General features: G+C 48.6%; 10 protein-coding genes. 9 read left to right on the top strand and 1 reads right to left on the bottom strand.

What is annotated here, in order from left to right:
- Nucleotides 1-115 precede the first annotated feature (115 nt).
- The 9 genes from ACETK5_RS15630 to ACETK5_RS15590 all read left to right on the top strand — a co-directional run bounded on the left by ACETK5_RS15630 (nt 116) and on the right by ACETK5_RS15590 (nt 12,095).
- Nucleotides 116-1,468: an FAD-dependent oxidoreductase gene (locus ACETK5_RS15630; RefSeq protein WP_394056638.1), complete on the top strand. Its 1,353-nt coding sequence runs from the start codon at nt 116-118 to the stop codon at nt 1,466-1,468.
- A gap of 59 nt (nt 1,469-1,527) precedes the next feature.
- The gene (locus ACETK5_RS15625) at nt 1,528-2,496 is read left to right on the top strand and encodes an ABC transporter permease (RefSeq protein WP_100536520.1); all 969 of its coding nucleotides are present in this window, start codon (nt 1,528-1,530) and stop codon (nt 2,494-2,496) included.
- Nucleotides 2,497-2,498: 2 nt separating this feature from the next.
- Nucleotides 2,499-3,368 carry a carbohydrate ABC transporter permease gene (locus ACETK5_RS15620; RefSeq protein WP_394056636.1) on the top strand — a complete coding sequence of 290 codons (870 nt, stop codon included), beginning with the start codon at nt 2,499-2,501 and terminating at the stop codon, nt 3,366-3,368.
- 64 nt (nt 3,369-3,432) lie between these two features.
- Nucleotides 3,433-4,968: an extracellular solute-binding protein gene (locus ACETK5_RS15615; RefSeq protein ID WP_394056634.1), complete on the top strand. Its 1,536-nt coding sequence runs from the start codon at nt 3,433-3,435 to the stop codon at nt 4,966-4,968.
- 75 nt (nt 4,969-5,043) lie between these two features.
- Entirely contained in the window at nt 5,044-6,879 is a 1,836-nt protein-coding gene (locus ACETK5_RS15610; protein ID WP_394056632.1) for a sensor histidine kinase, read from the top strand.
- Nucleotides 6,876-8,477 carry a response regulator gene (locus ACETK5_RS15605; protein WP_100536524.1) on the top strand — a complete coding sequence of 534 codons (1,602 nt, stop codon included), beginning with the start codon at nt 6,876-6,878 and terminating at the stop codon, nt 8,475-8,477. Before ACETK5_RS15610 ends, ACETK5_RS15605 begins: the two co-directional genes overlap by 4 nt.
- Nucleotides 8,478-8,902: 425 nt before the next feature.
- Nucleotides 8,903-10,225, top strand: coding sequence for an ABC transporter substrate-binding protein (locus tag ACETK5_RS15600; protein ID WP_394056630.1), 1,323 nt, complete (start codon nt 8,903-8,905; stop codon nt 10,223-10,225).
- Nucleotides 10,226-10,343: 118 nt separating this feature from the next.
- Nucleotides 10,344-11,201: a carbohydrate ABC transporter permease gene (locus ACETK5_RS15595; protein ID WP_100536526.1), complete on the top strand. Its 858-nt coding sequence runs from the start codon at nt 10,344-10,346 to the stop codon at nt 11,199-11,201.
- Nucleotides 11,202-11,222: 21 nt separating this feature from the next.
- Nucleotides 11,223-12,095 (top strand): carbohydrate ABC transporter permease, encoded by an 873-nt coding sequence (locus ACETK5_RS15590; RefSeq protein ID WP_100536527.1) that lies wholly within the window; start codon nt 11,223-11,225, stop codon nt 12,093-12,095.
- 123 nt (nt 12,096-12,218) lie between these two features.
- Here the strand turns inward: ACETK5_RS15590 and ACETK5_RS15585 are convergent, their stop codons facing one another.
- Nucleotides 12,219-13,157 carry an NAD(P)-dependent oxidoreductase gene (locus tag ACETK5_RS15585; RefSeq protein ID WP_100536528.1) on the bottom strand — a complete coding sequence of 313 codons (939 nt, stop codon included), beginning with the start codon at nt 13,155-13,157 and terminating at the stop codon, nt 12,219-12,221.
- Nucleotides 13,158-13,335 lie beyond the last annotated feature (178 nt).

Here is a 13,335-nt window from a genome sequence, read left to right as displayed (position 1 = left end):
TCCGAACAGTGAATGTCATCAGCGTGTGCTAATCATGACCGCCATGGGGATCTAAAATGTAGGTATACCCGAATGGATCGGGACATTTCGAGTTTACCAACTGGAGGGTCTAAACATGACAACGAAAAGAACATGGACGCTGCCGCCGGAAGAACTGCCTATTATGAACCAGGTTGATGTCGTCGTCGTCGGAGGAGGGCCGACCGGCATTGCCGCTGCCATCGCTGCCGCCAATAATGGAGCAAATACGTTGCTGATTGAGCAAAGGGGATTTCTAGGAGGTATGGGCACGACGGCACTGGTTCCTGCCTTTTGTCCTTTTACCGACCATGAGAAGCCTGTCATTCGCGGTATCGGGCTCGAGCTGATGGAGCGAATGAAAGCGAATTGTAAACCTTCTTATGTCACGGAATATAAAGAACAGCTGGATTGGGTTCCGATTGACGTTGAGGTATTGAAGTGGGTGTACGATGAAGCGCTGCTTGAGAGCGGAGCCAAGGTTCTGTTCCATACATTTGTTGGACAGCTGGTCATGAATTCTGGGGGGCATGGTGTGAACGGTCTGGTGCTTCTGAATAAGTCCGGAAGATCGATCGTCGAGGCCAAGTACGTCATAGATGCCACAGGTGACGCCGATATTGCGGCGCTGGCCGGCGCTCCGTTCCAGAAAGGCGGGGATGGCGGCGAACTGCAGCCGGGGACGATGTGCTACCTGTTAACCAACGTGAACCGGGAGCGCTTCAGGCAATATATGAGGGATAGCGGTGACACCGGACAAATTCCGCAAGCGGTTCAGTTAGCGCAGAGCAACGGCGATCTGCCTCCCGGCCGGAAAGAAGTCTCCGGCTTTGCCTGGGTGTCCGATTACTTGGTTGGGGTCAACTTCGGGCATGTGTTCGGCGTGGACGGAACGAAGGCGGAAGATCTCACGAAGGCTGCGGTAGAAGGCAGAAAGCTGGTCAAAATACAGGTCGAATTTCTGCGGAAGTATGTACCCGGATTTGAAGACGCCCATTTGGTCAGCACAGGCGAACAAATCGGTATACGTGAAACCCGCCGCATCGTCGGTGACTACATGCTGGTTCAGGATGACTTTATATCCATGCGAAGCTTTGAAGACGACATTGCAAGAAATGCTTATTTTATTGATATCCATATGGCAACCAGCAAAGAAAACATGGAAATTCGCCATCTTCCCCCCGGTCGGTCGCATGGGGTTCCATACCGTTCCCTTCTTCCTCAAGGTTTGGCAAATGTGTGGGTTGCGGGACGGGCCGCCTCCGCTGACCGAGTCGTACAGGGCTCGCTTCGGGTAATGCCGAACTGCTTTGCAATGGGGCAGGCAGCGGGAACAGCCGCGGCCATCTGTGCAAAGACGGGCGGTACATCCCGGGATGTCGATATCAAACAATTGCAGCGCCTTCTCATCGAGCAAGGGGCCTGGCTGGGCGAGCTTGCTGAAGTTTAGGCGGAAGCGAATCCATTCTTTTATCATAGCGACAAGACAACAAAAGAGAGGTGAATGCCGTGGCACAACATAAGGCTGTCACCGTGCCCAGACCGTCCGGCACCAGCACCGATACGGTCTTAAACAAAAAACGTTTCGCAAACCTCAGGCAATATTGGGATTTGTACTTGATCATGGTTCCTGGTATCGTGTATTTTCTCGTTTTTAAGTACCTTCCGATGTGGGGGATTGTGATCGCCTTTAAGGATTACAGCATATTTGCTGGATTTAATGCCAGCGAATGGGTAGGACTCGACCACTTTGTACGGCTGTTTCATGATCCCCAATTCTATCAGGTGTTCTGGAACACGGTCATTATCAGTTTATATAAGCTGTTCTGGGGTTTCCCGGGTCCCATCATCCTAGCACTTCTGCTCAATGAGATCCGCAGCATGTTTTACAAGCGGACGATCCAAACGCTTGCTTACTTGCCGCACTTTCTGTCTTGGATCATTTTAGGCGGTATATTGGTAAACGTCCTGTCTCCCGCAACGGGAGCTGTCAATGAAATCATGAAATGGCTTGGATTCGAACCCGTGTTTTTCTTAGCGGATCCGGCTTGGTTTCGATCGGTGCTGGTCATCAGCGATATTTGGAAGGAGGTCGGTTGGGGGGCCATCATCTATCTTGCTGCTCTCGCGGGCATCGACCAGCAGCAGTATGAGGCAGCCGTCATGGACGGTGCAGGGAAGTGGAAGCAGCTGTGGCATGTAACCCTTCCTTCCATTAAAGGAACGATCATCGTGCTGTTCCTGCTTAGACTTGGCAGCATCCTCGATGTGGGGTTTGAACAAATATTCGTTCTGTATAACTCGCTCGTATATGATGTTGCCGACGTCATTGAGACCTATGTGTACCGGATTGGTATCGGTCAGTCCGAGTTCAGTTATTCGACTGCGGTTGGATTGCTTAAATCCGTCATCAGTCTGGTGCTGGTCGTTATCGTCAACAAAGCCGTTAAAAGAACGGGTCAAGAAGGGATCTACTGATTATGAAAATGTCAAAGGGAGAAAAATGGTTCAGCGGCATCAATCACTTTGCGCTTGCCTGTTTTGGGCTTCTGGCTTTGGCGCCCTTCATTCACATTCTGGCCCAGTCGTTCAGCAGCTACCGTGCAATTGTATCCGGCGAAGTCTCCTTCCTGCCGGTAGAATGGACGACGGAAGCTTACGTGAAGGTGTTCAATGACCCCGGGTTCGTTCAATCTTTTCTCGTCAGCGTGCAGCGGACGGTTGTGGGAACCCTCATCAGCGTAGTCATGACCATGCTGCTTGCGTACCCTCTATCAAGATATTACATTAAAGGCCGCGGTCCTATCATGTTCCTCATTGTCTTTACCATGTTGTTCAGCGGCGGGATGATCCCGACATACCTGGTAATCAAGGAGCTGCATCTGATGAACATCTTCTGGACCTACGTCATTCCGGGTGCTGTTAACGCATTTCATGTGGTCATCATGAAAAATTTCTTTCAGTCCATCCCGAATGAACTGGAGGAATCCGCAAGAATCGACGGTTCGTCCAATCTCGGGATTTTATTTCGCATCGTAGTACCGCTGTCCATGCCGGTGATTGCCACAATCGCCTTGTTTAATGCGGTCGGACAATGGAATTCCTTCTTCGATGCGGTTATGTACGTTACCGATTCTTCTTTAAAGCCGCTGCAAATCTATTTGCGGGAGCTTGTGATGTCGGGGCAATCGAACATTAATACGACGGATAGCCTGGAACGTCAGCTCCTGGCGGTGGAGTCGCTGAAAGCCGCAGCATTGATAGCGAGTACATTGCCAATATTGCTCGTGTATCCGTTCCTTCAGAAATATTTTGTGAAGGGAATTATGATCGGCTCGGTCAAGGGGTAATAGGACATATTGTGCTTGTATCCGTTTACATTTCGTAATATTTTTATATAAAGGGGCTGAAAGTATGAAATTGCGAAACATGTTGTCAGGATTGGTGATCTCCGCTATAGCGGCCGGTTTGCTCAGTGGATGCGGAGGCGGGAAGGAGGCTTCTGGCAGTCCCGATTCAGGAGAAGTCGGCAAAAGGCAGACCATCAATATTGTGCAGCCTAACTTTGGTCGTAAATTTTTGGACGGTATGAACGAGAACAACAACCCCTATCAAAAATACGTCAATGATAGCGTCAATATCGACGTGCATGTGGTATACCCGCCCTCCGACGGCTATCAGGACAAGCTGAATGTGATGATGTCATCCGGCGACGATATCGACATGGTATTTACACAGGATGCTTCCTGGTTCATTAACATGGTAAACCAAAAGGCGCTGCAGCCGCTGAATGATGCTATCGAGGCGTCAGGTCCCGATCTGAAGAAGTCGGTTCCACAGGAAGCGTGGGACTCCGTTACGGTGGACGGTAACATCTACGCGGTGCCAGCGGTCAATTATATTCTAGGTAACGATTTGATGTATGTGCGTAAAGATTGGCTTGACAATCTGGGATTGCAGCCTCCGAAGACGCTGAATGAATATGTGAATGTGATGCGTCAATTTGCTCAGAATGATCCGGACGGTAACGGCAAGGATGACACGGTCGGCTTGTTGATGGGGGAAAATCTCATCCGATCGGCGCCATTCTTCGGCTCTTTCGGTGTACCGTTCAATGGTGCGTCTGCGGTCAATCAATGGGTGATGAGAGACGGCAAGCTGGTGAATGCCACCATTCTGCCAGAAACGAAGGAAGCTCTCCAGTTTCTGGCGGACCTCTATAAAGAACAGCTGATCGATCCGGAATGGGCACTGAACAAGAACAACAATATCGAAGAGAAAGTAGCCAGCGGCAAAGCCGGCCTGTTCTCGGCAACCTGGTTTGATACGCGGGGGCCGATCTTGACGAATAAGACAAACGATCCAAAGGCGGAATGGATCCCTCTTGAATATCCGGTGGGCCAGGAGGGAAAGTCAGGCGTCCTTGCCTCCAGCATGGTGATGGGCTACAGCATCGTGCCTGCAAAGAGCAAGAAGGCGAATGACGTCATCAAAATGTTCAATTTTGCCAATGGCGAAGGCCATGAGCCAATCAAACTCGGCTTGCCTGAGCACAACATATCGAAGAGGGAAAACGGCAAGCTGGTCATGGACTTTGAGGAGCACAACAAGCACGTCTACCGCAACAACATTTTGGACTATGCCGCTCCATGGGATCAGGAGCTTGACTATCAGCGGCTTGATGCGCTCGGTCCTGAATTCAAGCTAAAGGATAACGTGACACGGATCAGCAGCAACCTGATCCAGAACGAATACAATGGACCCCCGACGCCAAGCATGGGCAAGAACGGGGTGCAATTGACCAAGCTGATGCAGGAGACATTTACGAAGATCATCATGGGGACTGTGCCGGTCGAAGCATTCGATCAATACGTGCTGCAGTGGCAGAGCCAGGGCGGTGAATCCATCACCGCTGAGGTGAACGAGAATTATGCAAAGATGAACAAATAAGCTGAATAACAAAGTGAAGGGGCTTCCTCTAGAGGCACCTTCACTTTGATTTATGTAGACAAGGATGATGCTAAAATGATCAGAACATGGAAAAACCGTTTCAGGCAATCGATTCAGCTGCGGCTTACCGGTTATTTTATTCTGATCCTTATCCCCCTCGTTGTGATATCCACCTTTTCCAATCATCGCTCGCGCACGATTCTAAAAAATCAGATTGGCGATCGTACGCAAAGCGCCATGCAATCCGTTGTCCATTATGTGGACCTTACGATGCAGGGGGTGTATGAGCTGACAACGGTCCTTGCGAACAATTATGACATTAACCGCAGATTCGAATACGCCGGCAAAGTGCTCACGCCGCAGTCGATTTTGGATTTCCAGTGGATTGATCAGCAAATCGCCGCCATCTCCTCGGTTAACCGGATGGCTCCGAAGGCGTCCCTATTTCATTATGATTCCGGCATATTATTGTCAACCACCGGGTATCAAAAAGAACAGAATCCGGAGCAACTGGAATGGGTCAAGCAGGCCATCGAAGCCGATGGGAAAATCACGATATTCTTCCCGGAAGAGAACCGGTACAATGCGAACCATATGATAGACCCGATCTATAACGAGAACGTCATGGTGGTTATGAGGCGGATGAGTTTACTCAATCCTGAACGGAACAAAAATATCGTTATACTGCCGCTAAGCAAGGATTATTTTGTGAGCCAATTGAGGCGTTTGCTTCCAAGCAGTCGTGCAGAGGCTTTTCTGTTTACTCAGGATGGGAAATTAATTGCTACGACGACAAGCAGCACTGCGACTCCTCCCTCCTGGCCGGACGAAGGCAAGGATTTGATTGCAGCCCATCTCCCGGGTTACCCTGAGCGTATGCTTATGGTTCGGGTAACGTCACAGGACTCGGGCTGGAAACTCGTCATGGTACAGCCCGAGAAGGATATTTTGCAGGAATCGCATACGTTGCAAGGGTGGACGTACTTGATCATCGCCGTAAGCGTGTTGATATCGTTATGGATATCGTGGATCGTTTACAGCGGCATATCCAAACCGATGAAGAAGATGGTTGCCGCGATGAAGGAAATGAGGAGGGGGCAGCTCGATACCCAGATCATCCATCGAAGGGAGGATGAGTTCGGGTATGTCATGGATACGTTCAATCATCTGGCCAGTGCGCAGCGGCACCTGATCGAAGATGTGTATGAGAAGCAGATTTTGCTGACGAAGACGGAATTTAAATTGCTGCAGTCGCAGATCAATCCTCATTTTCTGTACAATACGCTGGATTCGATCTATTCGGCAGCGGTATTAAGCGACGCCGACGATGTGGGAGAGATGGTCATCAATTTGTCCAAGTTTTTGAGATACAGCCTGGGTAAGGGAAAGGAACACTACACGGTCTCGGAGACATTCAACCATCTGACCTATTATATTAAAGTGCAGCAGAGACGATTTGACTTTGAAGTCACTTATCGGATGGGAGAAGGTACGGAAGATATCCTGCTGCTTAAATTGCTGCTCCAGCCGTTAGTGGAGAATGCGATTTTGCATGGGCTTGAGCGCAAACATGGCGGCCGGGCACTCGAAATTTCTGCAGTGAACGACGGGGAATGGTTCGTTGCCGAAGTAAAGGATAATGGTGTTGGAATGGCGCCGGATCGTCTGCAGTATATTCAACAGCAACTGGATGGAATCTCCATGATGAATTTGGATCTCTCAGCGGGAAGGGACCGGATGGACGCGGAACTATACGGTTTGAGGAACGTGAAATCCAGGCTGAAACTGCACTACGGGGAAAAGGCAGATCTAGTGATTGATAGTGATGAACTGGAAGGAACGCGTATTCGATTGTATATACCGCGGGTTGAATGCGGAAGTATCCGGTACATGGAGGGGGACGGGGCATGAATTTAATGATCGTGGAAGATGAGATCGGTATCCGGGCAAGAATGGCGGGAACCATCCCCTGGGAAGAGAACGGCATCGACGTGGTTGCTCTTGCGGAGAATGGGAGTGAAGCGCTTCAAATGATGGAACGGACCCGCCCGGATATCATTGTGCTGGACATTCGGATGCCGGAAATGGATGGACTCACATTGGCGAAGCGGATTCACGAGTCCAACGAAATGGTGAAAATGATCATCCTCAGCGGTTATGAACATTTTGAATATGCGCGTTCTGCCATGGAGTCCGGCGTACTCAAATACCTGATTAAGCCTGCAAGCAATGAGGAGATCCTGCAGGCCGTTCTGGAAGCGGCAGCTATCCTGAAAAGCGAGTTGGAGAAGCGGCATAACTATGAGATGCTGTTCTCGAAATGGAGGAATCATCTGCCGAGACTGCAGGAAAATTTTTATAATCATTGCATTTCCGGTTCCTTTGCCGATTGGGAATATGAAAGCCGAAGCAAGGAATTGTTGATCCCGTTTGAAGCGGAACGACGATTATCCGTTGTTGTCTTGGAGCCGGATCCATTGATTGACGGGGGGAGATTTCGGGCAGAGGACACACCGCTGCTTCAATTTTCACTGCGAAGCATTGCGTTTGACGTGATATCAGGCATGGATTCCGAATTGTTTCAGGATGCGAAGGGCTCTACGGTCATTATTTTTCATAGCAGGCCGGAGGAGGTCCCAGGTGAATTCCAGCTTCGTGTCAGCTTTACCACAACCAAAGTGTTGTCCACGTTAAAAGAGTGTCTGAAAGTGACAGCTAGTGCGGGAATCAGCAGTATCGCGACTGGACTGCAGCATCTGCCCATGTTATATGCCCAGGCGCAGAATGCACTTCGGAAAAGGGTCGTATACGGACATGACCTTGCGATCCCTTATGCGGATGAACTCGGGGAAGATGGTTCGGCGAATTTAACGATTGCCTCTGATGAAAGAGCACTTGAAACAGGAATCGAGCTTGGAGATATTCAAATAGCGGAAGCGGCGCTTGATCGATTGTTGGAGAAGGTGTTCGGGCATGCTTCTGCGGTAGAGGAGGTACAGGAGAAGCTGCTTTATCTCATGCATGGTTTGCTTCGCGTCATTCGCGAACAACAGTGGAACCTGCGCCAGATGGTGGGGGAGGATGCCGTATATTTTTACAGTGTGCTGAACCTTCATTCAAGGGAACAAATTCAGCAAACCCTGCACCGGATCGTACGTAAGATTACGACCCATTCGCAAAAGCGCCCTCAGCCAAGCGGACATAAATTGATTCAGCGTCTGCTTGTCCTTGTCGACGAGGAAATCGGTCAGGATCTAAGCCTGAATTTGATCGCGGATCGGTTATATGTGAACAAGTCCTATTTAAGCCGATTATTCAAACATGAAGTTGGTGAGTCGTTCTCCCAATATGTGCTTAAACGCAAGATGACGCTGGCCAAGCAGTTCATCCAGGAGGGAGGACAGGTTGGACAGGCTGCGAGACAAGTTGGGTACATCAATAGCGGTTTCTTTTCGAAGGTATTTCAGAAGTATTGGGGGGTTCTGCCGAGTGAGATTAAGCAGGGTTAGAGATTAGATTCGCTCATCCGAGAATAGATGAATGAATATGAGGGGATTCAGGGGTAGGGCCAACCGTTTAGAAGGGGTTGGTCTTTTTTTGCTGTGCTTTGAAAGAAGTCAATATGGAAGTCATGAGATCATAATATTTCAATACATGAAAAATTCACAATAGAAAAAATCTATCACCAATCCTTATCTAACCACTCTTAGTTTTAGCCTAACTTCTCCGTACCTAGCGCATTTTCCTACTCTAAAAAGGGAGCTAGGAAGCGGATAAAAATCAATATGGAAAAATTTCCCCCTATCAAAGATGAATGTCCCCCTTTGAAACCAGTAGGGCTTGGAATAAAATTCTGGTAGACAGCAAGTATTTACATAAGGTTCTGAAAAAATACTTAGGGGGATTAGAAATGAAAAGGACTTCCATGTTACTCATGAGTGTGATGTTGTTGCTCTCCATGTTCCTCGCAGCATGCGGTAACAGCAGTGGCACCAACACTCCTGCTGCTGAAGGAGATACTCCGAAGACGGAAACGACTCCGCCGGCAGATGAGAAGAAGGATGAAGCCGCTCCGGTTTCACTCCGCGTGTTCTCGACTTTCGGAGGAACTGACGCGGCTCGCGAAGCCTTCCAGGCAGCGTTGGATGAATTCACGAAGGAGCATCCGAACGTGAAGATAGACAACGACACCATGTCAGCAAATGATGACGGTTTCAGAACGAAAGTGAACACCGACATGAACAGCGGCAACGAGCCTGACTTGCTGTTCTACTTCATCGGGGCTGATGCAGAAGGTTTCGTCAATGCCGGTAAGGTTGTCCCGCTGAACGAAATTCTCGACGCGGACGCTGAGTGGAAGAACGGCTTCATTCCTGATGCGCTTGAGCTTGCCAAGCAAAAAGACGGTAACATTTACGCTGCACCATTGACCGGTTTCTATGAAGGCTTGTTCGTTAACAAAAAAATCTTCGAAGAAAACGGTCTGGAGCTTCCAACAGACTGGGCGAAATTGACCACAGCTGTGAAAACGTTATCTGGCAAAGGCATCATTCCTTTGTCCGTACCATTTGACCAATCCCACTACCTGATCGAGCACACGATTTTGTCTGCGGCAGGTCCTGAAGGACAAAACAAAGGTCTGCTTGACGGCATCGATCCAAACTGGGAAAAAGCGTATGCGGCTATGAAAGAATTGTATGACCTTGGCGCATTCCCTAAAGATGCGGCAACGATCGACCTGAGCATGTCCGGCAACTATTACAGTGAAGGACTGGCTGCTATGACCATCGAAGGATCTTGGGCAGTTGGCGGCTGGAGCGATGATACTCGTGACAACTCTACAGTTCTGCCATTCCCTACGGTTCCTGGCGGCGTTGGCAGCGGTAACGATATCGTAGGCGGTTTCGGTTCCGGTTTCTACCTCTCCAAGGCCACTTATGATGACGCAGCCAAAAAAGAAGCGGCAATCGCTTTGCTGAAGCACCTGACTTCCCCGGCCTCCATTCAAAAAATCGCATCAGCTAACGGCGGTACACCTGCTGCTGACGTTGAAGTGACTGGATTGCCGCAAGTAGCTCTTGACGGTTTTGCTATGACAGCTAAAGCAGCTTCCATCAGCGCTCCGGTTGACAGCAAAGTTTCGCAAGAAACGTTTGGTAACCTTCGCGCTAGCGTTCAGCCTGTAGTGGAAGGCAAGAAAACTCCTACTCAAGCGATCGAAGAAGCGAAGAAAACCGAGGATGCCAACAAAAAATAGTTTTCATAAGAAACGGTAGAAATAAAAGTGACGTTACGCCGCCCCTCTGCTTCATTTGGGCGGCGTAGTCATTTGAGGCATGGACGATGAAGAAAAATAAACATCAAGGGTGATTAATATGAAGGGTGATCGCAAGTACATTGTGCTGTTTTTGTTACCCGCAGCGGCCATCATGACAATCTTTCTATATTATCCGTTCTTCAAGAGTTTGTATCTCAGCTTTTATCGCACAAGCGGCTTTTTTGACAAAAAGTTTGTGGGATGGGCTAACTATGAGAGACTTGTTACGGATAAACTGCTTGGCGCTGCAACATTGCACACACTGGAAATCATGCTGTATGTTATCGTGTTTCAGGTTGGGATTGCACTTGTGTTGGCCGTCCTGGTAGATAACATTTCCAAGCTCAAAGGGTTTTATCGGACTGTCTTTTTCTTCCCGGTAGTCATCTCCGGTACTGCCATTTCCTTATTATTTGTATTGTTCTACAATTACAATTTCGGTTTGCTGAACAATTTGCTGGCCAATTTCAACATTGAGAAGATTTTATGGCTGGATGCGAAGAATGCGCTTAAGGCGGTATCGATTCCAACGGTATGGCATTATGTGGGCTTTTATTTCGTTCTGTTCTTGACCGCCATGTCCAAAATCCCCGCGGATTATTATGAGGCTGCAAAGTTGGAAGGAATCACGGGGCTCAAGAAAACAACGATGCTTACCATTCCGCTCATCATGAGTGATATCAAGGTTGTTATCACCCTTGCCATTACAGGTACGTTGAAGGTGTTCGAATTCATCTGGGTCATTACAAGCGGCCAGAATGGAACGGAAGTGCTGGGAACGTACATGTACAAAAAGGCCATGGTTGATCAGAACTTTGGATACGGATCAGCGGTTGCGATATACATGGTGGTCTTTGGCGTACTACTTGCGTTAATTGCCAACCGTTTGTTGAAAAGAGACGAGATTACATACTAAGCATTATAGGGGTGTACTGTTATGGAGCCAACCATCGTCGTTGAACACAAAACTCAGCGCGTTAGGAAAAGTCGGTTTAGTTTAGGCACCACGTTGATGTACGTGATTTTGACAGCGTGGTCCTTAACAACCATCTATCCGTTATTCTGGATCGTGAACAACTCGTTTAAGGTTTCGCGCGATGTGATGAATAATTCCTTTGGTATCGCATGGGAACCGGTGTTTGTTAACTATCAGAACGCTTTTGACCGCATCAATATCGGAAGAAGTTATATCAATAGTTTGGTGATGTCCTTCAGCACCGTATTTTTGGTGTTACTGCTTGGGGGATTAGCCGCTTATGTGTTGTCGAGATTCAACTTCAGAGGTAAGCGCACCATTTATTCCATTCTGTATGCGACTTTGCTGATCCCGGCGTTTGCCACCGTCGTTCCGGTATACGAGCTGCTGATCAAAACCAGTCTGGTCAATACCTATTGGGGCTTGATCTTCCCTCAAACGGCAGGCAATCTGACGTTTGCGACCTTGGTTATTGCCGGTTATATGGCAACCATACCGAAGGAGCTTGAAGAAGCGGCTTTCATGGATGGATGTAACCGATGGCAGATGTTTGTTAAGATCTTCGTGCCGATCTCGCAGCCCGTATTTGCATCGGCAAGCATATTTGTATTTATGTGGGCTTACAATGACTTGTTCTCAGCGTTGATCTTCGTTAACAAAGAGAATGTCCGTCCGATCGTTGCGTTGCTCAATGAGATCAGCTCCCAATACGGAACAGACTTTGGTCTGATGGCTACGGCAGTATCGTTGACCGTTATTCCGGTGCTGATTGTATACCTGTTTATCTCGAAGTATATTCAGAAAGGTTTGACCGAAGGAGCTGTCAAAGGTTAAGGAGACAGCGAACTCAACGAATAGGCAAGTCAAGAGGGGACGCTTTCGTCACCTGTTTGACTTGCCTATTCGTTGTTATATTTCATCTAGACTTTTAATCAACAGAATAGTCGGATCCGTATTTTAAGCAGTTGGGCGATTAAATTCGACTAAGCGTGAGAAGCCATCTCCTCCATGACCGGCTTGGATCGCTCTTTGGGCAATAGCTTTTGCAGCGTTTAAGACACTGCTATCGATGCCGTGTTGTTCAGCCACGTGGATGATATGCTCCATACTTGTCATATTGGAGATGAGATTCGAGCCCTCACCAGGGTATACGCCTTGATCCACATCTTGTGCGATATAGGTCATGATATCCGGCATAATGTTAATGATATTGTGCGCATAGGGAGCGATGTCTTTTGCGGGAATATTCTCAGCGCGTGCTATAGCCAGAGCGTGCACATAGCCGCTCATGGCTGTCCAGAACACATCAAGTAATGCGACATCATATGCCGCGGCACGACCAGGATCCTCGCCTAGGAACGAAGCGGTCCCTCCCAGGCTGGAAAGGGTTTCTCGATGGTTGCGATACGCGTCTTCTTGCCCGCTGTACAGAACAACCGCCGAAGGCTGCCCTATGGTCGTTATCGGCGTCATGATCGCTCCATCAATATAGTCAATGCCGTTCTCGGTTGCCCAATCCGCCATGTCGCGTGCACGTTCAGGGGAGTCGGCTGTCAGGTTAATGAGGGTTTTCCCTTTCAACGCGCTAGTCGCAGGAGAGAGAATGGAGCGGACTGCATCATAATTGAGTACACAGATGATAATAAGCTGGCCGGTAAGTACGGCTTCCGTAACAGTCGGAGCAAGCACTGCACCTTGTGTTGTAAGTGGGTCGGCCTTTGCAGCCGTCCGGTTCCACACCGTTGTAGCGTGGCCGTTCTTGATAAAAGCTCCTGCAAGCGCTTGGCCCATAGGGCCGAGCCCGAGCACGGTCACATGCTCCTTGTTGGTGTTGTGCTGAGTTTCACGAACTTTAGGTTCGATCATTTGGCCTTGATTTTGTTTGGATGGTTCCATCTTTGTTTCCTCCTTAGGTGTTAGCTTCGAATATAGTGTAGACCTTGACACTAATGTCAAGGTCAATCGTTTTTTTTATCTTAAAAATAAGGTGAGTATTTCATTATATGAAAAATTCATAATAATGAAGAAAAGCGCTCCCTATCTCACAAGCAAGCTATATACGATTGCATCCGTA

Origin of the sequence: Paenibacillus ilasis (assembly GCF_043195395.1) — a bacterium.
Taxonomy (GTDB): Bacteria; Bacillota; Bacilli; order Paenibacillales; family Paenibacillaceae; genus Paenibacillus_AQ; species Paenibacillus_AQ lautus.
This window is presented reverse-complemented; position numbering and strand designations above follow the sequence as displayed.

What these genes read in the sequence shown, in the direction of transcription:
- ACETK5_RS15630 (WP_394056638.1), top strand. Translation starts at nt 116, where the DNA reads ATGACAACGAAAAGAACATGGACGCTGCCGCCGGAAGAACTGCCTATT.
- ACETK5_RS15620 (WP_394056636.1), top strand. Translation starts at nt 2,499, where the DNA reads ATGAAAATGTCAAAGGGAGAAAAATGGTTCAGCGGCATCAATCACTTT.
- ACETK5_RS15615 (WP_394056634.1), top strand. Translation starts at nt 3,433, where the DNA reads ATGAAATTGCGAAACATGTTGTCAGGATTGGTGATCTCCGCTATAGCG.
- ACETK5_RS15610 (WP_394056632.1), top strand. Translation starts at nt 5,044, where the DNA reads ATGATCAGAACATGGAAAAACCGTTTCAGGCAATCGATTCAGCTGCGG.
- ACETK5_RS15605 (WP_100536524.1), top strand. Translation starts at nt 6,876, where the DNA reads ATGAATTTAATGATCGTGGAAGATGAGATCGGTATCCGGGCAAGAATG.
- ACETK5_RS15600 (WP_394056630.1), top strand. Translation starts at nt 8,903, where the DNA reads ATGAGTGTGATGTTGTTGCTCTCCATGTTCCTCGCAGCATGCGGTAAC.
- ACETK5_RS15595 (WP_100536526.1), top strand. Translation starts at nt 10,344, where the DNA reads ATGAAGGGTGATCGCAAGTACATTGTGCTGTTTTTGTTACCCGCAGCG.
- ACETK5_RS15590 (WP_100536527.1), top strand. Translation starts at nt 11,223, where the DNA reads ATGGAGCCAACCATCGTCGTTGAACACAAAACTCAGCGCGTTAGGAAA.
- ACETK5_RS15585 (WP_100536528.1), bottom strand. Translation starts at nt 13,157, where the DNA reads ATGGAACCATCCAAACAAAATCAAGGCCAAATGATCGAACCTAAAGTT.